This is a genomic window from Oceanobacillus kimchii X50, from assembly GCF_000340475.1.
Taxonomy (GTDB): domain Bacteria; phylum Bacillota; class Bacilli; order Bacillales; family Amphibacillaceae; genus Oceanobacillus; species Oceanobacillus kimchii.
The window spans coordinates 1,412,651-1,438,377 of record NZ_CM001792.1; the positions used below are offsets into that span (position 1 = coordinate 1,412,651).

The window sequence follows — 25,727 nt, forward strand, 5'->3', positions numbered from 1 at the left end:
CGTTACCTTTCATAACTCCCAAAACAAAATGGCTTGTGCATTTTGTTCAGCACAAGCCATTGCTTGATTTACTAAAATTAGCAGTAAAATGCAGCACCTACAATTACCAACAAGATAAAAAGCACTACAATCAATGCAAAACCATTACCGTAGCTACCGCCACCGCCACAGCCGTATCCGCCGTATCCATAGCCCATGCTTTTTCACCTCCCGATGTTACATTAATACTGTATGCATATATGGTAAATGTGTATAGACGTTTGTACCGGGTATGAAAAAAACCTTTTTGTAAAAAGGTGAGAAATATGTTTATTTTCAAATGGTTTATTGGTAATATGAAAGAAGCGGGATATACTACAATTATAGAATTGTACATAGAAAGGAAAGGGGTGCCTTTTTAATGGAACTATTATTCGGTGTTGTTTGTTTTGGAATTATTGTACTAAATATCGGGTACTGCTTAATGGATAATGAATAATAAAAAGACAGATTCGTTAAAAAATCGAATCTGTCTTTTTTAATTTGTTCTGCCCAGTTCATTAAAAGGATAAATTATTAATTCTGATTTACCGATGATATCTTCTTTTGGTATATATCCAAGTCCATTTCGGCTGTCTTTACTAATAAGTCGATTATCTCCCATCACAAAGTAATTTTCTTCGGGTATGATGATTGGACCGAAGTTGCTTGTAGCATATAATGCATCTTTAGAGAGGAAGGATTGCGTATAAGCATCTCCATTAATATATAATTGATGATCTTTTATTTCGATTTCCTCTCCAGGTAATCCGATAATACGTTTTACATAATTCTTAGGAGGTTGATGAATAATTACAATATCACCCCGGTCAGGTTCATCAAGCATATAAACTACTTTATTAAATATAACTCTTTCCCCGTTTTCAAGTGTAGGTGCCATGCTTTCACCCTCTACAATAGAGGTTGCAAATATGAACGTTCGCAAAAAAAGGGCGACAATAATAGCTAATACAATTGCTTTTATGCCACTGACCCATTCATTTTTATCTTTTTTGTTAGTCACAGTGGACCATCCTCCGATGATATAGGTTATATTAATCGTAGCATAAATTTTATTATTTTTCGAGATTAATTATCTTAAATTTTCTCAACATTATTTACTGGTTTAGAAACTTTTCTATTCGATCTAGACCCTTATTTAATACATCTTCGTGGTAGGCATATGATAATCTCATGAAGCCTTCTCCGTGTTGTGAAAAGCTACTTCCAGGTACAAGTGCAACTTTCGCTTGTTTTACTAATGTCAAACCAAATTCAAATGAGTTTTCATTTTTCATTGGAAAACGAGGGAACATGTAAAACGCACCTTGTGGTAGTTGAACATCAACCCCCATTGAAGTAAGTCGATCATACACTAAATCCCTTCTATTTTTATAAGTATCTTTAATTAATTGTAAATGGTTATCGTTAGATTTATAAGCTTCTAGTGCAGCGTATTGACTGATGGAGGAAGCGCAAGAAACATTATATTGATGAACTTTTAACATATGCTTAGACAACCAATTAGGTGCTAAAGCGTATCCGATACGATAGCCAGTCATGGAATGCGACTTCGACAAGCCGTTAATTACAATTGTTTGATCTTTCATCTCAGGGTATGAAGCTATAGATACATGAGATTGATCAAAAATAATTTCACTATAAATTTCATCAGAAAGTATAAATATCTTTTTATCTCTTAATACAGAAACGATTTCATCTAGCTCCTCCTTTGTATAGGCTGCACCAGTTGGATTGGAAGGAGAAGGGATAATTATACATTTGGTCTTGTCCGTAATTACTTCTTGTAGTTGGTGTTTCGTTAATTTAAAATTAGTTTTTGTTGTGTCTACATGGATTGATATTGCTCTTGACAGTGTTATTAATGGTTCATATCCAGGATAAATGGGTGCAGGTAAGATTACTTCATCACCAGGCTCTAAAATCGTGCGGAGTGTAATATCAATAGCCTCTGAAGCTCCTGAAGTTACAATGATTTCAGATTCTGGATGATATGAAATCTGATAACGAGATTCGTAATAATTAGCAATCGCTTTTCGTAATTCCAAAACACCAGCATTTGCGGTATAAGTTGTTTGGTTATTTTTAATTGCATGTATAGAAGCTTGTTTAATTGAATTAGGAGTATAAAAGTCAGGTTGACCAATGGTTAAAGAAACAATGTCTTCTTCATTAGAAACTAGGTTAAAAAACTTTCGAATTCCTGATATTTCAATGTTTTGTACTTGTTGATTTAATAAATGTTCCATATAATTCACCATACCTTTTTCATAATTAAGGAAAATTTTAATAAAATGTTCAAATAATTTAGATTTATAATATATTTTTCGGGTATAATAATACTAACAGATAAATAGGAGGATGACTTATGCGACCTAAAGCGCTAGATTTTGAGCAGCTAGTTAATCAAAATAAACAAGAACTTTTAAATGATGAAGAAAGTATAACACAAATTGAGCTTCGATTAGAAAATAAACAAGAAGCAATCGTTCTTGCTGAGAGACAAAAGAATTAAGAGAAAATAACTGCAGGGGACCGTATTTAGGTTCCTTGTCTTATTTGTTGTTTATTGGAAAATTGCATGATAAGGACAGCTCCAATAATCGCGAGCATACCTATAAATTGTATAATAGAAAATGGTTCCGTAAAAACTACAATGCCTATAAATGTAGCCACAACTGGTTCAATCGTTGATAATATAGAAGCTTTTGAAGCTTCTACAAATTGTAAACCATATGTATATAAGATATAGGCTAAAGCAGTAGGCAGAAAACCGAGCCCGATAGCAAGAAGGAAAGGAGCTGGATCCAAAAGTAAATGCATCTTTGCTTGATATGGGAAAAATGGAATCAATGCAACAGCTGCGACGATAAAAGTAAAGGTGGTAACACTTAAACTTGAATACTTTTGAAGCGCATATTTACTAAATATACTATATAGTGCATATCCGAATCCTGAACCTAGTCCAAATAATATCCCAGTTATATGTATATTTTGCCAACTAGATCCAGCAATACCAGCAACTAGACAAGTTCCAATTAGTGTACTAAATAAAGCAATAATTTTATATAAGGACAGTTGTTCTTTAAATAAAATCCAAGACAGTATAGTAACAAAAGCTGGTGCTGTGTAAAGTAAAGAAGTAGCAACTGGAATTGTTGTTAATTCTATGGCAGTAAACATGCAATAATTAAAGAAAATAATACTAAAAATTCCAGTACCTATAAAATATTTAAGGTCAGACCAAGCTTTTAATTTTAATTGATTTCTATTGGTCATTAATAAGAAAGGTACTAAAATAATTGCTGTGGACCACGCCCGTAATATTACAATTTCCATCGAAGTGAATCCAAATTGACTCAATTGTTTTACATACCAACTAATCGTACCCCAAAGTCCTGCTCCAATAACAATGAGTATTATATGTCGATTTAACATTAAAGTCCCCCTTGACGATCTTATAACGAAATGAATGATAACAATATGTATATCTCTTCTATATATGTCAATAATGCAAGATAAACTATAAATATAGGAAGATGATTATGTTGTTACAAGATATTATTACATTTGGAAACATAGGTATTGATGAATTATATGTTTATGTAATTCTCTTTTTCCTATTTTGCATGCTTATTTATTACTTTATCAGACCATTATCTCGTTGGGCAATAAATAGAAAGATGAATCGTTTAATGTCTTATATAGTAGTTACGCTCTTATTAGTTATATTCATATTAATTGTGACAAATTATGTTGATAGTTTTCAATTAAACCGAGCATTAAAAGTTGGTTTACAGATTAGTGCTTTATTTGGATTTTGTATCATAATTGTATCTCCAATAGCACGTTTTTTGCAAAAAAAACCAGCAAAATAACCAAAGGACATTGTCCTTTGGTTATTTTATATTTTGATGGGTATGCAATTGTTCTGTAGTATTTTCCAACCATTCATATACCGGATGGAAATATTCATTAGGTGTTTTTAAGCTATCTGGAGCTGCGTTCATCACAAGTTGCTTTTCTGTTTCAGATAGTTTCTCAAATTTGTCTTTTAATACATGTGTTTGTTCAGCATACTTGTGTAATTCATAAATGAAGTCTTGAAGTTCCATGTCTTCATTCCTCCTTTCTGTTCTATACCCAAAAGAAGAATGAATATAACATCTTAAAAACGTTTTGATTTAGTTGGTGGCCATTCCATTTTACCTAAAGAAGAAGGGGTATAATAATTCGATTGATATCTTCTTGTTTGAGAAGGATTCTTTTTTTCTGGTTTCCAACCAATATATTGATAAACTAGTTTTTTTGCTTGAGAAAGTGGCATCTTTGTATGAGGATTTCGGTATGTTTGATCTAATGAACCCAAATGCTCCAAAGTTTTAAAATCTTCCTTCGTTGGAGGGATATGAAAGAAGTAGTGGTCTACTTTTACTAGTAATGTAGAATGTTGGCTACTAAGTTTTGGATGGTCAGAAAAATGCAATCCAATTTTTCTGGCTTTTTTTTCTTTTAATAATTGATGGATTGCTTTCTTTTTAATTTGGTATAAGTGCTTTGGCTCTGGAGCGGTTTTTGCGTGTTTATTTATAGAAAATAATGCTTGTGCAAGTTTATGCACGGATACATCGTCGGACATTTTTCTTTCTCCTCCCAATAAGAAAAGATATACTATATCCTAACGCAACGCTTGTCCATTTTCAATAACTTGTAGTAAAAACAATTTAAAAATATCGTTTTTATAGTAGGAAATAGCTGAAAGAGTATTTTACTTTATAAATTAGAGAAGATCCTATCAAAATAAGTATGATGGGATCTTCTGGGATTTTATATTTATTTATTGTACCTTATTTAGATCTTGTACAATTGTTTCCATACTCTGTTCTTCTATTCCATTGTAATTTTTAATTACTTCACCTTCCGGACTCACTAGGAAAAATGAGGTGCCGTGCGTTACTTGATCTGTGCCTTCAGGAGGAGCTTGAATAAAGTTTTTAAATGATTTTATCGATAATTCTCGAATTGTTTCAAATTCATATCCAGTTAATAATGACCAATTATCAAAGCTGGCATCGTAATTTTGTGCATATTCTTTTAATACTTCTGGGGAATCGTTTTCGGGATCTACACTGAATGAAATTAACTGCACATCCAGATTTTCAGTTTCAATCATTTCTTGTAGCTGTGACATATTATATGTCATTGGCATACATACCGTTGTACAATTAGTGAAGATAAAGTTGGCAACCCACCATTCGCCTTCTAGATCGCCTAATGAAACAGCTTCATTGTCTTGATTGGTAAATTGAAAATCAGTAACTTTTTCTGACATCGTTGATTCAATATTATAATCTTCACCGCAACCTACAAGAACCATGCTTAATAAAAGTAATAATATTAAATTTCTCATTTTTTATAAATTCCCTTTCAATACTATTTTATGGTAATTGTATCATGTAAATGAATAGAGTGTGATGAACGATTTATGACATTTATTCGAATAAAACAGTCAGTAATTCCCACACTTTAAAAAAAGAGGCTAAGCAAAAAAGGATAAGTTAGGGATAAACTGTCCATAAATGACCAATTCATAGCCTTGTAGTACTAATATTTAGTGGTAGCAGAACGATAACCACAACGGTATGAAGGTGCTTATCGTTTTGCCTTTAATTCATACATGTGAAGTTCTGGCTTACATAAAAATCGATAGGGAAGCCTAGTAGTACCAATTCCACTGTTTACATAAAGGGTAAAATTTTGATGAAGTTCATATTTTCCCTGTACATATTTTTCAGCGTAGGGGGGAGTATAAAGATCCCCAATAAATGGAAAACGTACCTGACCACCATGACTATGACCAGATAATTGAACTTGGACAGGATAGTTTTTGGTGATATCGGCAAAATCTGGTTCGTGGGATAATAGAATAGTAAAATCATTTTCTTGTTGATTTTGCAAAGCCGTATTTAAATCAGGTTTTCCTAACATAACATCATCAATACCTGCCAGAGTAAAATAACTACCATCTTTACTTATGGGTACAGATTCATTTTGTAGTAATATAAATTCTCCAGCTTCCATAATATCTTTTACAATCTCCGTACCATAACCTCCATGGTCATGATTTCCATATATCCAATATTTCCCATGCTCTGCATTCATCGAGCGAAGGATTTCGACGATTCGATCGTCCCAATAGAATTGATTTGGTTTATCAACTAAATCGCCACTAAATAGTATTAAATCTGGTTGAAGCTGATTTATTTTTATAGCAAGCTCTTTAAACTGATCTAAATCATAATGGAAGCCGATATGTGTATCGGAGAATTGAATGATTTTAAAATTATGAAAGGCAGCTGGGATATTAGGATAGTGAATGGGTTCTTCAGTGATTTTTAATAGATTTGGTTCTATATCACGTGCATAAAAATATGTCCCACCACTAAGTCCAACTAAAGTTATTAAACTCCCGAAAGAGCGTTTTATAAAAGTTCTTCGGTTCATCTATCTCATGCCTCTCTTAATAAACAGATGTACAAAGTATAGCATGAATATATACAAATTTTAATTATAAAGTGAATTGTTTTGAATGAATTAAAAGTAAACAAAAGAAAAAGCTGAAAGATAACTACACAGTTAATAATTGGCGTTTTATCATTTAGTTTCTTTCAGCTTTAGTATAATGTGTTATGAATGGTCACATGATTCACAAGAGGAGATGTTCATTCCTTCTATTTGAATAGTGCTATGCGATATACGGAAAGATTCTTGAAGTAATCTTGTTGCTTCTTCTAATAATTGATCTCTATTTGTTTGTTCTGTTACTTGTATATGACAGCTCATGGATGGAAATTCGGAAGTTATAGACCATACATGAATGTCGTGTACGTCTTTTACTCCAGTTAATGACAATAAACTTCTTCTCATTTCAGCGATATTAATATTAGTTGGCTTACCTTCCATTAAAATATGCAACGAATCTTTAGTTATACGAGTACCGGATATAATAATTAGTATTGCTACAATAATACTCGCAATAGGATCAGCAATATGCCAATTAAAAAGTAAAATAAAGGCTCCAGCCACCAGAGCTCCTATAGATCCTAATAAATCACCCATTACATGGAGTAGTGCGCTTTTTAAATTTAAGTTCTCTTCAGCATTTCCCCTCATTAAGAGCCAAGCAACCAGTATATTAACACATAAACCAATAAAGGCAATAATCATCATAGTTCCACTAACTTCAGGTGGTTCAACAAAACGTCGAATGGCTTCGATAAAAATAAAAATTGAAATCAAAATAAGCGTTACACCATTAATAAAGGCAGCAATAATTTCAAAGCGTTTATAACCAAATGTTTTATTAGCGGTAATGCTCTTTTCTCCGATTTTAAATGCAAGAAGAGTTAATCCTAAAGCAGCTGCATCACTCAACATATGCCCAGCATCAGATAATAAAGCTAGACTATTGGTGAGTATGCCTCCAACAGCCTCTACAATCATAAATGAAAAAATAATAATAAAGCTCCAGAAAAGAACTTTCTTATTTGTTGTATGGTGATGATGATGGGAATGATCATGGTTGTGATCCATTATTATTCCTCCTTAGTTGTATGCTTCATATGTTCAATAGCTTGTTCTAACAATTTAATAACATGCTCGTCGTCAGGAGAATAAAAGTACATATTCTTTTCTCTCCTCTTCTTAACTAAATGCAATTGTCTTAGATATTTTAATTGATGAGAAATCGCTGATTGCGTAAGATTCAAATGTTTAACAATCTCATTAACGGAACATTCTTGCTGGAATAGTAAATGCAAAATACGAATACGAGTAGGATCAGATAATGCTTTAAATATCTGTGAAATATGTTCAATTGAGTTTTCTTCTAAATAGTTAATAGACATTGGATTCATCCCTTTACAATATGATCATATGCTCATATTGTATAATTTATTTCTGGAATTTGCAAAAGAGAATACGATATAGAGGTGTCATTTATTTTTATATGGTAAAATATAGTTGGAGTGTTTTGGAGAATGAATGGACTTATTTTGCAAGATGTAAATAGAAAGGGGCGAGTGTATTGAGTACGATTCAGGAAACCCAATTATCTGACTTGTTAATTAGTGATTATTTTGTTCCTTCAGAAAAAGTTGCCCATGTACAGATAAATAATCCATTAGAGCATGCTTTATTAGTATTAGTAAAATCAGGCTATGCAGCGGTACCGGTTCTTGATTCCTCGTATAAATTTGTAGGAATTATAGGGAAAACAGTCATTTTAAATGAAACATTAGGTCTAGAGAAATTTGAAATGGAAAGACTTGCTGAAATAAAGGTCGAAGAAGTAATGAACACAGATGTACCAACATTAACAAGGGATCATACGATACTAGATGGTTTAAATGCAGTAATTAATCATGCGTTTATATGTATTGTAGATAATGAAGGTTATTTTGATGGAATACTAACTAGAAGGGCAATTCTAAAACAAGTAAAGAAAAACATATATATAAATGCTTATAAAAAATAACAGCTTCTTTTATGGAGGCTGTTTATTTTTTTAATTCTAAAACAAAAAATCTACATAGTCTGAGTTGCGACATAACTTACCGTCTGCTAAAGTAATAAAGAGATTATTATATTGGAGGATTGAAATAATGATGGATGCTAATGAAATTATACAATTTATATCAGATAGTAAAAAAAGTACACCTGTTAAGGTATATGTAAAGGGTGAATTAGACAAGCTTTCAGTGACTAATTCAATAAAAACGTTTGTTGATTCTAAAAGTGGAACATTATTTGGTGAGTGGAAAGATATTCAAGCATACATAGAAGAAAACAAATCATTAATTGAAGACTATGTCGTTGAAAATGATCGTAGAAATTCAGCTATTCCAATGCTTGATATGAAAAATATCAATGCTCGTATTGAACCTGGTGCTATCATTCGTGATCAAGTAGAGATTGGTGATGGGGCTGTTATTATGATGGGAGCTTCGATTAACATCGGATCTGTTATTGGAGAAGGAACAATGATTGATATGAATGCAGTGTTAGGCGGTAGAGCAACTGTAGGAAAGAATTGTCATATTGGAGCAGGTTCCGTTCTTGCAGGTGTAATCGAACCACCTTCTGCTAAGCCAGTAATTGTAGAAGATGACGTAGTAATTGGAGCTAACGTTGTTGTTTTAGAAGGGATTACTGTTGGAAAAGGATCTATTGTGGCAGCTGGTTCAATCGTCACAAAAGATGTTGCTCCTAATACGCTTGTTGGTGGTACACCAGCCAAAGTACTAAAGGAAATTGATGAACAAACAAAATCTAAAACAGAAATTAAGCAAGAACTTCGTAAATTAGATAATTAAGGTTGCGTTGAATGATGTTAAATTTACAACAAATTCGAAGGGATTTACATCAAATACCAGAATTAGGCTTTCAGGAATTAAAAACGCAAACGTATCTTTTAGAACGAATTAATGAAATTGCTAAAGATAATGTTGAAATAAAACAATGGAAAACCGGAATTCTTGTATACGTTCACGGTAAATCTCCAACTAGAAAAATTGGTTTTCGTGCAGATATAGACGGATTGCCAATTTTAGAGCAAACGAATCTACCTTATGCATCATTGCATGAAGGAAGGATGCATGCTTGCGGACATGATTTACACATGACGATTTCGCTAGGGGCGATGGAAAAAGTCATTCAAGATCCAATTGATGATGATGTTATTTTTGTGTTCCAACCTGCAGAAGAAGGCCCCGGTGGAGCTAGGCCAATGCTAGAATCTGAGGAATTTCAACAATGGAAACCAGATATGATTTTTGCATTGCATATTTCTCCTGAACTTCCTATAGGAACTGTTTCTTCTAAACCTGGTTTATTATTTGCGAATACAAGTGAATTATTTATCGATTTTGAAGGTGTAGGTGGACATGCGGCATATCCCCATTTAACAAAAGATATGACGGTTGCTGCTAGTAATTTTGTTGTACAATTACAACAAATAGTCTCCAGGGGACTAAATCCACTTGATGGGTCTGTAATTACGATAGGAAAAATGGAAAGTGGATATGTTCAAAATGCTATTGCAGAAACTGCTCGTTTAGAAGGAACTATAAGATCAACGGATGCAGAATCAATAGATATGATTAAGAGTAAATTAAACCGTTTAATGAAAGGTTTTGAAATTAGCTATGATTGTTCTATTAAAGTAGATTATGGTGCTAATTATTACCAAGTAGTAAACAATGCTACCTATGTGCAGCAATTTAAAGATGTAATAACTCAAAAACAAAACATTGCTTATCAACAGGCTAGTGCTGCAATGACAGGTGAAGACTTTGGAGACATGTTAAAAGAGATTCCAGGTTTTATGTTTTGGTTAGGAGTAGATTCTTCTTATGGATTGCATAATGCAAGGTTAAATCCAAAGGAAGAGGCAATTGGAGTCGGTGTGAATGCTGTGATTTCAATGATTCAATCTTTTTGATGAATAATATTTGGATGCATTAGAGAAGCTAATTCTTAGAAATATATTTTCTAGGAGGTTAATTAAATGGCTCGAATTGCAGTAGAATCTACCTTAACAGATGTAAAGCAAGCTTTATCTGAAATGGGACATGATGTAGTAGATCTTCGTACAGAACAAGATGCATCAAATTGTGATTGTTGTGTTGTATCTGGTCAAGATAATAATGTTATGGGGATACAAACAACGAGTATTGCTGGCCCTGTGATTAATGCTGATGGTCAAAGTGCCAATCAAATTTGTGACATGGTAGACCAAAAGTTATCATAATAAAATATAATCGCAAAAAACTTGTGGAGAATAATTTTTCCACAAGTTTTTTATTTTGGGAAAGTTTAAATACAGTTATTTGTGTCAGATTAGCAATTACTTACATATATAAGAAAAGACTATATTCCAAGAGGTGAATAATATATATGCGAATTAATGATACTTTGCCAGAAAATCTTCATAGACAAGGAAAATGGTATCAAGGTCGTTCTGTTCAATTAGGGAAGCCACTATTAATTGTATTCTGGTCGGTTAGCTGTGATAGTTGTTCCGTGGCAATGAGACAATTATCTAAACTTCAAAATAACTTTAGTGATACTCAAATAATCCTTATTCATACACCACTAGTTGATGAAGACAATGATTTAAATAAAATACGTAACAAGTCTTCACAATTTAATGTAATTGCATCAAAAATTGCAGATACGGATGAAAGTTTAAGCCAATTGTTTCGGGTGAAATATGTACCTGCATTTTATTTATTTGATCAGGAAAGTAAACTTCGTTTTAGTCAGTCAGGAAAAAGTAATACATCGTTACTTGAAAACAAAATAGCAAGATTATCCAGGAGATAAAGTGTAATAAAACAATTATGAAATTGATTCAATTTAAAATTTATTGATATCAATTCGATTAGAGTATAAGAAGCAGATGAAACTGTGAGGTTCAGATGGGAACAAGTTGAATGTAAATATAGACTTAAAAACTTTTCTTTACATTCTTATGTTCCTTGTTAGATGCTTACACAACCATCTGCTTTTTTTATACATAAATTGTATGCTTATCTAACTACATAAAATAGTGCGCAAAAAAATAATTTTAAAAAAATTTAAAAATATAGTGGATATTTATTTCGGAAACCGTTATATTAATAATTACGTAAAAAGTGAAAGGAGGAATAAATTTGGAAACATTTAAGAAACTAAAACGTTTTTATTGGCCTTATAAAAAGTATTTTATATGGTCTATATTGTTTATGTTAGTTGTTACTTCGATTACTGTAGTATATCCGATTATGCTACAAATTACGATTGATGATGTTGTACTTCAGTCACGTTATGAATTAATTCCATGGATTTGCGGACTTTTCTTAGGGTTAATGGTTATCAAAGGTTTCTCTACGTTTTCGTTCCAATACTTAGGCGATCTATTCGGTATGACTTCCGTCTATAAGCTAAGAGAATCTCTTTATGATAAGTTACAAACTTTAGCATTTAAATATTATGATAATGCTAAAACTGGAGATATTATGTCCCGGTTAACTGCTGATGTAGAAGGGTTTAGGTTTTTTCTTTCAGTTGGATTTGCAGAGTTGTTACGAATAATATCACTCATACTTATTAGTTTATCTATTATGTTTTATTACTCTGTTCCATTGGCACTTGTAACAATGGCAGCTATGCCTTTCTTAGCAATCGTTGTCTTTCAGTTTGATAAACGCGTTCATCCAGCTTTTCGTAATGTAAGAAAATCTTTTGGACAATTAAATACACGAGTTCAAGAGAATATAAGTGGGATGAATACTGTCAAATCATTATCCAGAGAAGACTTTGAAATTGGAAGGTTCTCTAATAGTAATGATAATTATCGACAGAAGTATTTATTTACATCAAAACTGTGGGCAAGATTCTTTCCAATGATGGAGTTTATAGGTAATGTATCCGCAGTGATTCTGCTAGCTTATGGTGGGTTCTTAGTTATTAATGAATCCTTGAATCCAGGGGAATTGGTCGCTTTTTTTAGTCTGGTATGGTATATCATGGGACCATTAATGAATTTAGGATTTATTATTAATCAGTTTTCCCAAGCGAAAGCATCTGGAGAAAGATTGTTAGAAATATTAGAAGCGAAGGAAGATATTGTTGAGAAAGAATCAGCAATAGAAGCAACTATAAAAGGACATGTACAATTTAATGATGTCACATTAACTTATATTAAGAACGATGATGAAGCATTAAAGAATATTAGTTTTGATGCTCCTCCGGGAAAAACAATTGGTTTAATTGGTGCAACTGGATCTGGAAAAACAAGTATTACCCAATTAATTACTAGATTTTACGAACCTGAACAAGGAGAAGTTTTACTTGACGGACTTCCAGTAAGTGATTATAAGCTAAAGACGCTTCGAAGTCAGATTGGATTTGTATTACAAGAGCCGTTCCTTTTTTCTACAACAATTCGAGAAAATATATCTTATGGAAATCCTGAGGTCACAGAAGATCAAATAATTCAAGCAGCGAAAAGAGCTCAAGCACATGATTTTATTATGGAACTACCGAATGGATATGACACGCTTCTGGGAGAAAGGGGTATGGGATTATCAGGTGGTCAGAAACAAAGGATAGCAATTGCACGTGCGATTTGTATTAATCCTAGTATACTCATTCTTGATGATGCTACTTCTGCGGTAGATATGGAAACGGAATTTAATATTCAAAAAGCGTTACGTGAAGTAATGAAGAATCGTACTTCCTTTATTATAGCTCATCGTATTTCTTCGTTAAAACACGCAGATGAAATATTAGTGTTAGAAGATGGAGAAATTGTAGAGAGAGGTACACATGATTATCTCGTAAACAATAATGGTCCGTATGAACGTATATTTAAGATTCAATACCAAGATCGAGAAGAAATATTGAGTGCGGTTAAATAGGAGGTGAGATAGATGGCGAAAAATAAGGATAATCTAAAATCAGAAAGTAAACATTTACAACGGTTTCATTATACAATTGATCAAGCAATTGAAAAACCTTTTAACTGGCAGCAGATGTGGAGGCTCTTACAATTTTTAAAACCGTATTCGAAGACTTATTTACCTGGAGCAGTTTTAGCAATGATGGTATCAACAGCAATCCGCTTAGCAATACCGATTTTAATTGGTAAAGTAGCATTTGATGTTGCAATTGCAAATAAAGATACTACGTTATTAACATATTTAGTAATCGGTATTGCAATTCTTTATGGTATAAGTTTTGTTGCGAATACATTTCGAATTAAATGGGTGAATATCTTAGGACAAAATGTTATCTATGATTTGCGACAAAAGCTATTTTCTCATGTTCAACGATTGTCACACCGATTTTTTGATAGCCGTTCAGCAGGATCTATTTTAGTTCGAATTCTCAATGATATAAATTCTCTGCAGGAATTATTTACAAATGGAATTATCAACTTATTAATGGATTTATTAATGTTATCGGGGATTTTAGTAATACTATTTGTATTAAGTCCACCGCTTGCTTTAGCAGTAATTATTATTATTCCATTAATGTTTTTAATATCAACAACATTACGTCGTAAAATACGTCGTTCATGGCAAGTGGTAAGACTGCATCAATCTAGGATGAACTCACACTTAAATGAAGGTATTCAAGGGATGCGTATTACTCAATCTTTTTCACAGGAAAAAGAGAATGCGGAGTTCTTCGACGGTGTAAATACTGGGTTTTTCCAAAGTTTTCGTGATGCTGCTAAGAAGAGTGCCATGTTTCGTCCGCTTGTAGATATTTGTGATGCTGCGGGTACAATTATACTTATCTCTTATGGAGCATATTTAATATTAAATGATACCATAACAGTGGGTACATTTGTTTCTTTTGCTTTTTTTCTGGGAATGTTTTGGGAACCCATATCACGTCTTGGGCAGATGTATAATCAGCTCTTAATGGCAATGGCATCATCTGAGAGAATTTTTGAATTCCTGGATGAACGCCCTAATGTAGCAGAAAAGACCAATGCGTATAACATTGACGAGATGCATGGAGAAATCGAATTTGATGAAGTTGAGTTCTCTTACAATAAAGATAGAATTGCATTGAAAAAACTATCTATTCATATTAATGCTGGCGAGACCATTGCTTTAGTTGGTCATACAGGAAGCGGCAAGTCTACAATTGCCAATCTAATAAGTAGATTCTACGACCCTACTTCTGGAGCAGTAAAAATTGATGGAAGAGATTTACGAGATGTTACGATTGATAGTCTTCGTCAAAAAATTAGTGTAGTATTACAAGATACATTTATATTCTCTGGAACAATTATGGAAAATATACGTTTTGGAAGACCGACTGCAACCGACGAAGAAGTTATCGATGCTGCTAAAGTAGTAGGAGCGGACGACTTTATTCAACGTCTGGCAGATGGGTATCAGACAGAAGTGGAAGAGAGAGGAAATATTCTTTCAGCTGGTGAAAGACAGTTATTATCGTTTGCCAGAGCTTTGTTAGCAAATCCTAGTATTATTATCCTTGATGAAGCAACTGCCAGTATTGATACAGAATCAGAAGTGAAGATACAAAAAGCTTTAAAACGATTGTTAAAAGGAAGAACTTCTATCATTATTGCGCATAGGCTTTCTACAATTCGAGAAGCAGATAAAATATTTGTTCTTGAACAAGGAGAAATTTTGGAACAAGGAAATCATCAATCGTTAATACAACAAAGAGGAAAGTATTATGAACTAGTGAAGTCACAGTTTACCATGTTAGAAGCAATGTAAAGCAAATGGGGAGCAATTTTAAAATTAGTTGCTCCTTTTTTTATGTGCTAGTATGATAGTTGTAGTTTATAATTGGAGGCTATATAATGAATAAAGATTTTGCTGTAATTGGATTAGGTCGTTTTGGAGGAAGTATTTGTCGTGAGCTTAGTAAAGAAGGAATGCATGTATTAGCGATTGATTCAGATGAAGAAAGAATTAATGAGTATAAGAATATAGCCTATCATACAGTGCTAGCTGATTCAACAGATGAAGATGCGTTAAAACAAATAGGTATTAGTAATTTTGATCATGTAGTTGTAGCGATAGGAGAAAATATTCAAGCAAGTATACTTACAGCTGTAATTTTGACGGATATGGGAGTAAATAAAATAACCGTTAAAGCACAAAATGATTATCACGAAAAAATCTTAAATAAAATTGGAGTACATCAGGTTGTTCATCCTGAAAGAGATATGGGCAAGCGATTAGCACATAATTTTATTTCAAGTAACATTTTAGACTATCTAGAATTATCGGATGATCATAGTATTGTTGAAGTAAAAGCAGGGGAAAAAATGATTGGAAAGAGTTTGATTGAGCTTGATATCCGGGCTAATTTTGGTTGCAACATAGTAGCAATTAAAAAGGGGCATGATATTAATGTATCTCCAAGTGCTGAACAAGCACTACAAGAAGGGGACGTACTAATTGTCATTGGAGCGGATAAAGATATCACAAGATTTGAAAGAGAGCTTGTTATTGATTAACGAGGCCTTTTTCACATAAAAAAGAACTATCTTCAAGAGCGGTAATTAAAAACCCTTCAGAAGATAGTTCTTGTTTTTATTATATAGGAAATCTATTATTGATTTGTCAACCCACCGTGATTCCTTTATCTCAAAGGAAAAAGAGTTTGGGACAAAAGTATTTACGCGAAAGGTGCGAATGAATAAGTTTTGAAATCCCGCTTCAGAAATATACTCCGGTTATTCTAATTCGACTGGTCAGCCTCTGGCTCCGAATTCCGGGATCTCGCCTCGGCCTTCTTTCCACATGTCGCAATCTCATTTAAAAATACAGGCGCAAGCGCTTCGTTTCTAAACGAGCGCTTGCGCCTGTGTTCTTTAAACCTCCATGATAATTGGAAGTACCATCGGACGTCTTTTTGTTTTTTCATATAAGAATGGAGCAATCGTGTCAGTAATTTCATTTTTAATTTCCGACCATTGTGTTGTTTTGCGTTCCATTACTTTTTCTAAATGATTGGATACTAATTTTTGAGCTTGATTAATCAAGTCTTCAGACTCTCTCATATATACAAAACCTCGAGAGATAATATCTGGACCAGAAGCAATCTTGAAATCACTCATGTTAATGCTGACTACAACAATTACTAATCCTTCTTCAGATAAGATACGACGATCTCTTAGTACAATATTTCCTATATCACCAATTCCACTACCATCTACGTAAACGGAACCAGAAGGTATTTTTCCAGCGATAGCTGCATGGTCTTTACTTAGTGCAAGAACATCACCATTATCCATTACAAATGAATTCTCAGCTTCTACATCACAAAGTTCTCCTAATTTAACATGTTCTTTTAACATACGGTATTCTCCGTGTATTGGCATGAAAAATTTCGGACGAATTAAACGAAGCATTAGTTTTTGTTCTTCTTGACTTCCATGACCAGAGGTATGAATGTTACTCAACTTACCATGGATAACATCTGCACCTGCTCGATATAATTTATTAATGGTTCTGCTCACGCTGACAGTATTCCCCGGGATTGGAGAGGAAGAGAATACTACAGTGTCTCCTGGAATTAATTGAATTTGTCTATGTGTACCATTGGCAATACGAGACAATGCCGCCATTGTTTCACCTTGGGAACCAGTACAGAGGATCGTTACTTCGTTAGCTGGAAGACGATTAATCTGGTTACCTTCAATAAATGTATCCTTCGGAGCTTGGATATAACCCAATTCCAAACCAATGTTTATAGCAGATTCCATACTTCTACCAAATACAGCTACTTTACGATTGTGCTTAACAGCTGCTTCCACAACTTGTTGTAAACGATAGATGTTGGAAGCAAATGTTGCGAAGATCAATCTGCCATCGACTCTGCTGAATATATCGTGAATACTTTCTCCAACGACACGTTCGGACATTGTAAAACCAGGTACTTCACTATTTGTACTGTCTGATAGAAGGCATAATACACCTTCAGAACCAATCTCTGCCATTTTTGCAAGGTTAGCCGGTTCGCCAACAGGCGTGAAATCAAATTTGAAATCACCTGTATGAACAATGTTACCTGGTGGTGTTTTTACTACGACTCCATAAGAATCAGGAATACTATGTGTCGTACGGAAAAAGCTAACGGATGTTTTTCGGAATTTAATAATATCATCTTCTTGAATTGTAATTAGTTTTGCATTTCTTAGTAAGCCATGCTCTTCTAATTTATTGCGAATTAGTCCAATTGCTAATGGACCTGCGTAAATTGGCACATTAATCTCACGCAGTAAAAATGGAATACCACCAATGTGGTCTTCGTGACCATGGGTAATAATTAACCCTTTTATCTTATCTTCGTTTTGTACTAAATACGTATAATCAGGGATAACATAGTCAATTCCCAAAAGTTCATCTTCAGGAAATTTAATCCCAGCATCAATTAAAATAATTTCATCTTGAAATTGAATGGCATACGTATTTTTACCGATTTCACCTAGTCCACCTAGAGCGAAAACAGCAGCTTGATCATTTTTAACAAATTTCATGAGCTAGAGGTTCTCCAATTCTAATTTTCCAGTGTCTTTTTCATATTGGAGGTGTGCCTCATCCAACGGTTGAACAAATTCAATATTATAGTTATGGTCACTATTGCTTATTTTTTTACGGACTTCACGTATAGTTTCAGCTTCTACGTATAAGCTCTTGGTGCGTTCTCTTACTGGAACTTCGTTTGGAAGTTCCTGATATAAAACTTTAAAAATCATTTCATCTCTCCTAACATATAAAAAATTAATTTTATCTCTATGATATTACATTCCGTTATATTAGGTAAGTTTCCGTGGGCTTACCTAGTTTTGATAAATGGCAAATTGCATTGATTGGTAAACATAAAATGGTATTATCTAAAAGTAGTTGGTACACGTCCTTCTTTGCCTAAAAAATCTTTAAACCGTTTCTTCAGCTTTTCTTTTAGGCGCTTCAGCATGAGGACTCACGTCTCCTTCCAATATTTTACGAAAAGCAACATTAACCCTCTACCGTCCAATCCTCTTATCTATAGTATAGTACGAAATCGTAAATAATTAAATAAAAATCCATAAATTATAAAAAATAGTTTCATTATTTAACCATCTATTTAGTATGATTTACCAAAGTAACAAATCTATACGTGTGATGTAAATACTATGTTAGTGCTAATATCAAGCTAATATACAATGTTACAAGTTAATATGTACAATAATGAAAAATATAAATCCGAGAAATACGATTTTTAGTTCGCTATCTCGGATTAACGTAATTAATCCCTGAGTATAGGGTAGTAACAACCCGACACTAACTTACTCAATTGGAGAAGAATTTTCAGGGATGTTAAATGGATTTTCTTTATTGATCCGATCGAAAAACATAATTCCATTAATATGATCAATCTCATGTTGGAATACAACTGCTGGATATCCCTTTAGTCGTAATTTAACCGGCTGGTCATTGATATCGGTTGCTTTAATAGTAATCCTTGCATGGCGAGGAACGTAGCCTTCTACAGGGCGATCAACGGATAAACAACCTTCTCCACTCGATAAATAAGATTGTTCTACTGAATGGCTGATTATTCTAGGGTTTACTAATCCCATACTATACAATTTTCCATCTATGTCTTCAAAATGGATAGCGATAATCTGTTTTTCAATTCCCAATTGAGGAGCTGCTAAACCCACACCAGCTCGTAATCCGTATTTTTCTGCTATCTCTTCATCTTGACTATTTTTCAAGAATTGAATCATATCTTCTAGTAATTGTTTATCATCTTTTGATAATGGTACTTCTACAACTTCTGCATTTTTCGTTAAAGACGGGTGGCCTTCACGAACAATATCTTTCATTGTAATCATGATACTAACTCCTTTTCATGTGTAAATTAGTTTATAAATGGGTATTCATATATAATAATGAAAGTTACTTCATTTTTATACCTCTATCATTTTAACATAATCATATTCATTCCTTCATAGAATATACATATGATAGAGGTGAATTAAGGAAACTATTTACTTTTTCATCTAATTATTTATGGTATAATTTACAAAAATACTGTAAACATCGAAACAGAGATATAGGAGGAGTTATTAGTGTTTAAGAGGGGACTGCTAACGGTATTATCAATTATATTTATTCTAGTTATTACAGGTTGTAACAATGAAACTACTGAGGAAAAAATACATAGTCATTTAGAAGAGGCTGTTGCATTAGAAGAGGATTTTGAGAATCAACAAGAAGAGATTACGGAGTTAGAAGAAAAGGAACAAGAGATTTACAATCAAATTATCGATTTAGGCGTAGATGAAATTGATAAAATAAATGAACTGGCAAATGAGGCAATAACAGTTATTGAAGACAGAGAAGAAAAGATTACTGCTGAGAGGGGAAGTATTGAAGCATCAGAGGAAGAATTTAGCAATATTGAAGAACTAATTAATGATATTGATAAAGAAGAATCGTTAACAAATGCAGAAAATATGGTAGAAGTAATGAATCAACGTTATGAATCTTATTATACATTGAATGATGCATATATGAATTCATTAAGCTTAGAAAAGGAATTATACGAACTATTACAACAAGAAGATCTAGAGCAAGAAAAATTAACGGAACAAATAAATGCTGTAAACGATAGTTATGAAAAAGTAATCGAAGCGAATGAAGGATTTAATGAATTTACAGTTGAGTATAATGCTTTAAAACGAGAGTTTTATGAAAGTACGGATTTAAATGTAACATATGATGAAGAACCGGAAGCAGAACAAAAAGAGTAAATTAGATTTATAAAAACACGCGATAAACAAGTTTTATCGCGTGTTTTTTTGATGGGATATTTTACTTGAGTGATAGACCTTTCAAGATTAAAAAGCTTATACGAAGAGCATAATTGGAAGAAGAACTTCTCACTGAAATCAATTTCATTTATGATATATAAACTGTTTGAGTAGAACAATATGTTCTAAATGTTCCAAATAATGTCGACGCATAATAGAGTATCTGTATCTTTTTTATTAATACAGTTCTTATTCAATAATAATACAGTTTTACTGGAATGCTTTATTTGATGTAATGGGTTTTTTGAAATCGTTATTAAATGTGTTATTCTAAGAATACAAAGTGTTTGACCATAATAGGAAAATAAGATAATATATAGGAGACAAAAAATTGTATCATTATCTTTCTGGATATTTTTGTAACAGATTTCTTATGGAGAATGACATGATTATGATATTCTCAGAAAGGGTAGACGAATAATATGTAATTTTTTGCGATCTTGGGTAGGCTAGGAAAGAAAATAATAAAGCATATATGGAAAGGAAGAGGTGAACCATTTTGAAACAAGTACTTGAAAATATTGAGAGTCAGTTCGAAATGTTCCAAATTCTAGATGAAAATGGAAAAATAGTTAACAAAGATGATATGCCCGATCTATCTGATGATGAGCTTAAGGAGATTATGAAACGTATGGTATACACACGTATACTTGATCAACGTTCAACTGCCTTAAACCGTCAAGGGAGATTAGGTTTCTATGCACCAACTGCTGGACAAGAAGCTTCTCAACTTGGAAGCCAGTTCGCACTAGAAAAAGAAGACTTTATTTTACCGGGATATCGTGATGTTCCACAATTAATTTGGCAAGGTCTTCCGCTATATCAAGCATTCTTATTCTCTAAAGGACATTTTCACGGTAACCAATACCCTGATGAATTAAGAGCTCTTAGCCCACAAATTATTATTGGTGCACAGTATGTACAAACTGCTGGTGTAGCACTTGGAATTAAAAAACGTGGTAAGAAGAATGTAGCTATTACTTACACTGGTGATGGTGGTACTTCCCAAGGTGATTTCTATGAAGGTATTAATTTTGCTGGTGCATATAAAGCTCCTGCAATTTTCGTAGTTCAAAACAACCGTTTTGCTATTTCTGTACCAGTAGAAAAACAAACAAATGCTAAAACGTTAGCACAAAAAGCAGTTGCTGCCGGAATCGAAGGAATACAAGTTGATGGTATGGATGTTTTAGCAGTATATGCTGCAACTAAATTTGCTCGTGAACGTGCAATTAACGGTGAAGGTCCAACATTAATCGAAACATTAACGTATCGTTTTGGTCCACATACTTTATCTGGGGACGATCCTACTCGTTACCGTACGGAAGATATGGACAACGAATGGGAGAAAAAAGATCCAATCGTTCGTTTCCGTACGTACCTTGAAAGCAAAAAGCTTTGGTCAGAAGAAGACGAAAATAAGGCTATTGAGCAAGCAAAAGAAGATATTAAAAAAGCAATCAAACAAGCAGAAGAGCAACCTAAACAAAAAGTTACTGATTTAATTGCTAATATGTACGAAGAGCTACCAACTCATCTACAGGAGCAAAATGAAATTTATAAAGAAAAGGAGTCGAAGTAAATCATGGCACAAATGACAATGATTCAAGCTATCACTGATGCAATGCGCGTAGAATTGAAAAATGATGAAAACGTGCTTGTTTTTGGTGAAGACGTTGGACAAAATGGCGGAGTATTCCGTGCAACAGAAGGTCTTCAAGATGAATTTGGTGAAGATCGTGTGTTTGATACACCACTTGCTGAATCTGGAATCGGCGGACTTGCGATCGGTTTAGCATTAGAAGGATTTCGTCCAGTACCAGAAATTCAATTCTTCGGCTTCGTATATGAAGTAATGGATTCTATAAGTGGACAAATGGCGCGTATGCGTTATCGTTCTGGCGGTCATTATAATGCACCGATTACTGTTCGTGCACCATTTGGTGGAGGAGTCCATACGCCAGAATTACACGCTGATTCATTAGAAGGTCTAATGGCTCAACAACCAGGTTTAAAAGTCGTTATTCCTTCAACACCGTATGAAGCAAAAGGTCTATTGATTTCTGCTATTCGTGATAACGATCCGGTAGTATTCTTGGAGCATATGAAATTATATCGTTCTTTCCGTGGTGAAGTTCCTGAAGAAGACTATACTGTTGAAATTGGGAAAGCTGATGTAAAACGCGAAGGTTCTGATGTAACATTAGTATCCTATGGTGCAATGGTACATTCATCTTTGAAAGCTGCTGAAGAATTGGAAAAAGACGGAATTCAAGCAGAAGTAATTGACTTACGTACAGTTTCTCCAATTGACTACGAAACAATCCTAGCATCTGTAAAGAAAACAAATCGTGTAGTTGTTGTACAAGAAGCACAGCGTCAAGCAGGGGTTGCAGGTCAAGTTATTTCAGAAATTCAAGAAAGAGCAATTCTAGACTTAGAGGCACCAATTCTACGAGTTAGCGCTCCTGATACAGTTTATTCGTTCTCTGATGCAGAAGAAACATGGTTGCCAAACCATAAAGATATCGTAGAGAAAGTAAACGAAGTAATTAATTTCTAAAATAGTTTAGGAGGTTTCATAGCATGGCATTTAATTTTAAGTTACCGGATATTGGTGAAGGTATCCATGAAGGTGAAATAGTAAAGTGGTTCGTAAAAGAAGGCGACGAAGTAAAAGAAGATGATGTACTTTGTGAAGTACAAAACGACAAATCAGTTGTTGAAATTCCTTCTCAAGTAGATGGAAAAGTTACAAAGATTCACGTTGCTGAAGGCGATGTTGCAGTAGTAGGAGATACACTAATTTCTTTTGATGCAGAAGGTTATGATGATGAAGGTGATAGTGCTGATGATTCATCTTCTGAGCCTGAAGAAGAAAAATCTACAGATTCTAAAGAAGAAAAAGAAGCGCCAAAAGAAGAAGAGTCAAGCGAGCAATCTGATGATACTCGTGTAATTGCAATGCCTTCTGTACGTAAATTTGCACGTGATAACGACGTTAATATCAAAGAAGTAAACGGAACTGGTAAAAATGGTCGTATTCTTAAAGAAGATGTAGAAAGCTATCTAAGTGGTGACCAGCCATCTAGTGAAGTATCCGAGGACAAAGCTGAAGCTTCTTCTGAAGATAAACAAGAATCGAAAGCTGCACCTCAAGGTCAGTATCCAGAAACACGTGAGAAAATGACTGCAATCCGTAAATCTATTGCTAAATCAATGGTTAATTCGAAATCAAAAGCACCTCATGTTACACTTATGGATGAAATTGATGTAACAGAACTTGTTGCTCACCGTAAGAAATTCAAAGCAGTTGCTGCTGAGCAAGATATTAAATTAACTTATTTACCTTATGTAGTTAAAGCATTAGTATCTGCGTCCAAGAAGTTCCCAATCTTGAATTCTTATATTGATGAAAATACGGATGAGATTGTTGAGAAGCATTATTACAACATTGGAATTGCAGCAGACACTGATAGAGGTCTATTAGTTCCAGTTGTAAAAGATTCTGATAAGAAATCTATTTTCCAAATCTCTCAAGAAATCAATGAATTGGCAGGGAAAGCTCGAGATGGTAAACTTAAACCTGATGAGATGAAAGGTGCTTCTAACACTATTTCTAATATTGGTTCTGCTGGTGGACAGTGGTTTACTCCAGTATTAAACTACCCAGAAGCAGTTATTCTTGGTATTGGACGTATCGCTGATAAACCAGTTGTTCGTGATGGTGAAATTGTAGTAGCTCCAGTTCTCGCTGTATCCTTAAGCTTTGATCATCGTATCGTTGACGGCGCAACAGCACAACTTGCACTAAATCAAATTAAACGATTATTGAATGATCCACAATTAATTATGATGGAGGCGTAAGTAATGGTAGTAGGAGATTTTCCGGTAGAAGTAGATACTCTAGTCGTTGGGGCAGGACCTGGTGGCTATGTTGCGGCAATTCGTGCTGCACAACTAGGTCAAAAAGTAACAATCGTAGATAAAGGAGCTTTAGGTGGAGTTTGCTTAAATGTAGGCTGTATCCCTTCTAAAGCACTAATTGAAGCTGGCCATAAATATGAAAATGCTCATGGATCTGAAGATCTTGGAATTAAAACAGATAAAGTAGAAGTCGACTTTTCTAAAGTTCAAGACTGGAAGGGTTCTGTTGTTAACAAACTTACTTCAGGTGTTGAGAGTTTATTAAAAGGTAATAAAGTAGATATCGTAAAAGGTGAAGCATATTTCGTAGATGCAAATACTGCTAAAATTGCTGGAGAGAGTAGTTCTCAAACGTATAAATTTAAGCATTGTATCTTAGCAACTGGTTCTTCGCCAATTGAAATTCCATCATTTAAGTTCTCTGATCGCGTTCTTGATTCTACTGGCGCATTGAACTTAAAAGAAATACCGAAGAAGATGGTAGTTATTGGTTCTGGATATGTAGGTACAGAACTTGGTACAGCATATGCTAACTTTGGAACTGAAATTACTTTCTTAGAAGGTGCAAAAGACATCTTAGGCGGATTTGAGAAACAAATGACGCAAATTGTTAAAAAAGGCCTTAAGAAAAAAGGCGCTACAATCATCACAGAAGCAATGGCTAAAGGTGTGGAAGAAACAAAAGATGGCGTAAAAGTTTCTTATGAAGTGAATGGTAAAGAAGAAACAATTGAGGCAGATTATGTACTTGTAACTGTAGGACGTCGTCCGAACACTGAAGAGCTTGGTTTAGAACAAATGGGTGTTAAGGTGACAGATAGAGGCCATATTGAAATAGATAAGCAATGTAAAACAAGCGTTGATAATATCTATGCAATTGGTGATATTGTAGAAGGACCTGCACTTGCCCACAAAGCTTCTTATGAAGGTAAGATTGCTGCTGAAGCTATTAGCGGAGAAAAATCTGAAATCGACTACGTAGGTATTCCTGCAGTAGCATTTACAGAACCTGAATTAGCTACAGTTGGTATGTCTGAACAAGATGCAAAAGATGCTGGCTATGATGTGAAAGTGGGTAAATTCCCATTTGCTGCGAATGGCCGTGCACTTTCTTTAAATAACACAGATGGTTTCTTAAAACTAATCACTCGTAAAGATGATGGTTTAGTAATCGGTGGACAAATTGCTGGTCCAAATGCTAGTGATATGATTTCTGAGATCGGTTTAGCAATCGAAGCTGGTATGACTGCTGAAGATATTTCATTAACTATCCATGCTCATCCAACATTAGGTGAGATTACAATGGAAGCAGCAGAAGTAGCTTTAGGTACACCAATTCATACTATGTAATAAA

The 25,727-nt window shown here is 33.9% G+C and carries 28 protein-coding genes; 15 read left to right on the forward strand and 13 right to left on the reverse strand.

The annotated features are described in order from the left end of the window. Window positions 1-77: 77 nt before the first annotated feature. From C794_RS20400 to C794_RS07485, 3 genes are all read right to left on the reverse strand, one after another. Window positions 78-197, reverse strand: a complete 120-nt coding sequence (locus C794_RS20400) for a YjcZ family sporulation protein (RefSeq protein WP_017796510.1) — start codon at window positions 195-197, stop codon at window positions 78-80. A 320-nt stretch (window positions 198-517) separates the two neighbouring features. Beyond that, a complete protein-coding gene (gene lepB, locus C794_RS07480; RefSeq protein WP_017796512.1) occupies window positions 518-1,042 on the reverse strand; it encodes a signal peptidase I in 525 nt (174 codons plus the stop codon). A 94-nt stretch (window positions 1,043-1,136) separates the two neighbouring features. After that, the gene (locus C794_RS07485; RefSeq protein WP_017796513.1) at window positions 1,137-2,288 is read right to left on the reverse strand and encodes an aminotransferase A; all 1,152 of its coding nucleotides are present in this window, start codon (window positions 2,286-2,288) and stop codon (window positions 1,137-1,139) included. A gap of 119 nt (window positions 2,289-2,407) precedes the next feature. Here C794_RS07485 and C794_RS20405 point away from each other — a divergent pair, with 119 nt between their 5' ends. Continuing rightward, entirely contained in the window at window positions 2,408-2,554 is a 147-nt protein-coding gene (locus C794_RS20405) for an FbpB family small basic protein (RefSeq protein ID WP_017796514.1), read from the forward strand. Between the two features lie 26 nt (window positions 2,555-2,580). On the opposite strand, the gene C794_RS07495 is transcribed toward C794_RS20405, so the two are convergent. Further along, complete coding sequence (locus C794_RS07495; RefSeq protein WP_017796515.1) at window positions 2,581-3,477, reverse strand: DMT family transporter; 897 nt, start codon at window positions 3,475-3,477, stop codon at window positions 2,581-2,583. A 107-nt stretch (window positions 3,478-3,584) separates the two neighbouring features. Here C794_RS07495 and C794_RS07500 point away from each other — a divergent pair, with 107 nt between their 5' ends. Continuing rightward, the gene (locus C794_RS07500) at window positions 3,585-3,917 is read left to right on the forward strand and encodes a hypothetical protein (RefSeq protein ID WP_017796516.1); all 333 of its coding nucleotides are present in this window, start codon (window positions 3,585-3,587) and stop codon (window positions 3,915-3,917) included. Window positions 3,918-3,938: 21 nt separating this feature from the next. On the opposite strand, the gene C794_RS07505 is transcribed toward C794_RS07500, so the two are convergent. The 6 genes from C794_RS07505 to C794_RS07530 form a co-directional block, all read right to left on the reverse strand. After that, window positions 3,939-4,154 (reverse strand): hypothetical protein, encoded by a 216-nt coding sequence (locus tag C794_RS07505; RefSeq protein WP_017796517.1) that lies wholly within the window; start codon window positions 4,152-4,154, stop codon window positions 3,939-3,941. 53 nt (window positions 4,155-4,207) lie between these two features. After that, entirely contained in the window at window positions 4,208-4,678 is a 471-nt protein-coding gene (locus tag C794_RS07510; RefSeq protein WP_017796518.1) for a YkyB family protein, read from the reverse strand. 198 nt (window positions 4,679-4,876) lie between these two features. Continuing rightward, the gene (locus C794_RS07515; protein WP_017796519.1) at window positions 4,877-5,449 is read right to left on the reverse strand and encodes an SCO family protein; all 573 of its coding nucleotides are present in this window, start codon (window positions 5,447-5,449) and stop codon (window positions 4,877-4,879) included. Between the two features lie 242 nt (window positions 5,450-5,691). Further along, complete coding sequence (locus C794_RS07520) at window positions 5,692-6,543, reverse strand: metallophosphoesterase (RefSeq protein WP_017796520.1); 852 nt, start codon at window positions 6,541-6,543, stop codon at window positions 5,692-5,694. Between the two features lie 183 nt (window positions 6,544-6,726). Next, window positions 6,727-7,632 carry a cation diffusion facilitator family transporter gene (locus tag C794_RS07525; RefSeq protein ID WP_017796521.1) on the reverse strand — a complete coding sequence of 302 codons (906 nt, stop codon included), beginning with the start codon at window positions 7,630-7,632 and terminating at the stop codon, window positions 6,727-6,729. A gap of 2 nt (window positions 7,633-7,634) precedes the next feature. Continuing rightward, entirely contained in the window at window positions 7,635-7,946 is a 312-nt protein-coding gene (locus tag C794_RS07530) for an ArsR/SmtB family transcription factor (RefSeq protein ID WP_017796522.1), read from the reverse strand. A 179-nt stretch (window positions 7,947-8,125) separates the two neighbouring features. Between C794_RS07530 and cbpB the strand changes: the two genes are divergently transcribed. From cbpB to C794_RS07570, 8 genes are all read left to right on the forward strand, one after another. Beyond that, the gene (gene cbpB, locus C794_RS07535) at window positions 8,126-8,575 is read left to right on the forward strand and encodes a cyclic-di-AMP-binding protein CbpB (protein ID WP_017796523.1); all 450 of its coding nucleotides are present in this window, start codon (window positions 8,126-8,128) and stop codon (window positions 8,573-8,575) included. A gap of 127 nt (window positions 8,576-8,702) precedes the next feature. After that, window positions 8,703-9,413 carry a 2,3,4,5-tetrahydropyridine-2,6-dicarboxylate N-acetyltransferase gene (gene dapD, locus C794_RS07540; RefSeq protein ID WP_017796524.1) on the forward strand — a complete coding sequence of 237 codons (711 nt, stop codon included), beginning with the start codon at window positions 8,703-8,705 and terminating at the stop codon, window positions 9,411-9,413. An 11-nt stretch (window positions 9,414-9,424) separates the two neighbouring features. Continuing rightward, window positions 9,425-10,540, forward strand: a complete 1,116-nt coding sequence (locus C794_RS07545) for an N-acetyldiaminopimelate deacetylase (RefSeq protein WP_017796525.1) — start codon at window positions 9,425-9,427, stop codon at window positions 10,538-10,540. 66 nt (window positions 10,541-10,606) lie between these two features. Then, entirely contained in the window at window positions 10,607-10,849 is a 243-nt protein-coding gene (locus C794_RS07550) for a YkuS family protein (protein WP_017796526.1), read from the forward strand. 146 nt (window positions 10,850-10,995) lie between these two features. Then, window positions 10,996-11,424, forward strand: coding sequence for a TlpA family protein disulfide reductase (locus tag C794_RS07555; protein ID WP_017796527.1), 429 nt, complete (start codon window positions 10,996-10,998; stop codon window positions 11,422-11,424). Window positions 11,425-11,753: 329 nt separating this feature from the next. Beyond that, window positions 11,754-13,502 carry an ABC transporter ATP-binding protein gene (locus C794_RS07560; RefSeq protein WP_017796528.1) on the forward strand — a complete coding sequence of 583 codons (1,749 nt, stop codon included), beginning with the start codon at window positions 11,754-11,756 and terminating at the stop codon, window positions 13,500-13,502. A 12-nt stretch (window positions 13,503-13,514) separates the two neighbouring features. After that, on the forward strand, window positions 13,515-15,347 hold the full coding sequence (locus C794_RS07565; protein WP_017796529.1) for an ABC transporter ATP-binding protein: 1,833 nt from the start codon (window positions 13,515-13,517) through the stop codon (window positions 15,345-15,347). An 86-nt stretch (window positions 15,348-15,433) separates the two neighbouring features. After that, window positions 15,434-16,096: a potassium channel family protein gene (locus C794_RS07570; protein ID WP_017796530.1), complete on the forward strand. Its 663-nt coding sequence runs from the start codon at window positions 15,434-15,436 to the stop codon at window positions 16,094-16,096. Between the two features lie 357 nt (window positions 16,097-16,453). Here C794_RS07570 and rnjA read toward each other — a convergent pair whose 3' ends face one another. The 3 genes from rnjA to def form a co-directional block, all read right to left on the reverse strand. Beyond that, the gene (rnjA, locus tag C794_RS07575) at window positions 16,454-18,121 is read right to left on the reverse strand and encodes a ribonuclease J1 (RefSeq protein ID WP_017796531.1); all 1,668 of its coding nucleotides are present in this window, start codon (window positions 18,119-18,121) and stop codon (window positions 16,454-16,456) included. A gap of 3 nt (window positions 18,122-18,124) precedes the next feature. Continuing rightward, window positions 18,125-18,340, reverse strand: a complete 216-nt coding sequence (locus C794_RS07580) for a DNA-dependent RNA polymerase subunit epsilon (protein WP_017796532.1) — start codon at window positions 18,338-18,340, stop codon at window positions 18,125-18,127. A gap of 573 nt (window positions 18,341-18,913) precedes the next feature. Further along, the gene (gene def, locus C794_RS07590) at window positions 18,914-19,465 is read right to left on the reverse strand and encodes a peptide deformylase (protein WP_017796533.1); all 552 of its coding nucleotides are present in this window, start codon (window positions 19,463-19,465) and stop codon (window positions 18,914-18,916) included. 237 nt (window positions 19,466-19,702) lie between these two features. Between def and C794_RS07595 the strand changes: the two genes are divergently transcribed. The 5 genes from C794_RS07595 to lpdA all read left to right on the forward strand — a co-directional run bounded on the left by C794_RS07595 (window position 19,703) and on the right by lpdA (window position 25,723). Then, the gene (locus C794_RS07595) at window positions 19,703-20,386 is read left to right on the forward strand and encodes a YkyA family protein (RefSeq protein WP_017796534.1); all 684 of its coding nucleotides are present in this window, start codon (window positions 19,703-19,705) and stop codon (window positions 20,384-20,386) included. Between the two features lie 559 nt (window positions 20,387-20,945). Next, entirely contained in the window at window positions 20,946-22,028 is a 1,083-nt protein-coding gene (gene pdhA / locus C794_RS07600) for a pyruvate dehydrogenase (acetyl-transferring) E1 component subunit alpha (RefSeq protein WP_017796535.1), read from the forward strand. Window positions 22,029-22,031: 3 nt separating this feature from the next. Beyond that, window positions 22,032-23,009 (forward strand): alpha-ketoacid dehydrogenase subunit beta, encoded by a 978-nt coding sequence (locus C794_RS07605; protein WP_017796536.1) that lies wholly within the window; start codon window positions 22,032-22,034, stop codon window positions 23,007-23,009. Between the two features lie 23 nt (window positions 23,010-23,032). Then, a complete protein-coding gene (locus C794_RS07610; protein ID WP_017796537.1) occupies window positions 23,033-24,313 on the forward strand; it encodes a dihydrolipoamide acetyltransferase family protein in 1,281 nt (426 codons plus the stop codon). 3 nt (window positions 24,314-24,316) lie between these two features. Next, the gene (gene lpdA / locus C794_RS07615) at window positions 24,317-25,723 is read left to right on the forward strand and encodes a dihydrolipoyl dehydrogenase (protein WP_017796538.1); all 1,407 of its coding nucleotides are present in this window, start codon (window positions 24,317-24,319) and stop codon (window positions 25,721-25,723) included. Window positions 25,724-25,727: the final 4 nt, after the last annotated feature.